The following is a 480-nucleotide window of genomic DNA, read 5'->3' as shown; positions in this document are numbered from 1 at the left end:
CCAGCCGCGGCGGCAGCGGCGGCGGACAGACGGTGCTGAAAAGTACAAAAATTTCGGCATAAAATTAATAGCTTTGTCCTCTTCCTTGCGTTATGCTTGTGGCAATTAATCGAAGGAGTGGACGAAGCATGGAATTTACCAAAATGCACGGACTCGGCAATGACTTTATCGTCGTATTCGGCGAGAAGTCGCTGCCAGACAACGCGGCTGAGCTGGCCGTTAAATTATGCAATCGGTTCTTCGGCATCGGAGCAGACGGACTCGTATATATTCTGCCCTCAGAACGCGGGGACTACATGATGCGGATTATCAATTCCGACGGCTCTGAAGCGGAGCAGTGCGGCAACGCCATCCGTTGTGTCGCGAAATATGTGTACGACCACGGGTATGTAGAATCGGAACAAATCGTCATTGAAACGATCGGCGCAGGCGAACAGAAGGTTAAGCTGCAGGTGAAGAACGGTAAAGTCGAGACGGTAA

1 protein-coding gene is annotated in these 480 nt (G+C 51.2%); it reads left to right on the top strand.

Going from position 1 to position 480, the window contains the following annotated elements; genetic code table 11:
• Positions 1–128 precede the first annotated feature (128 nt).
• Positions 129–480: diaminopimelate epimerase (gene dapF, locus L691_RS0114725; protein ID WP_025691248.1), on the top strand; the 352-nt coding region annotated here is incomplete at its 3' end.

Source organism: Paenibacillus zanthoxyli JH29 (assembly GCF_000520715.1).
GTDB lineage: Bacteria > Bacillota > Bacilli > Paenibacillales > Paenibacillaceae > Paenibacillus_AQ > Paenibacillus_AQ zanthoxyli.
The sequence above is the reverse complement of the archived record's forward strand: the minus strand, read 5'-3'. Positions and strand labels throughout refer to the sequence as shown.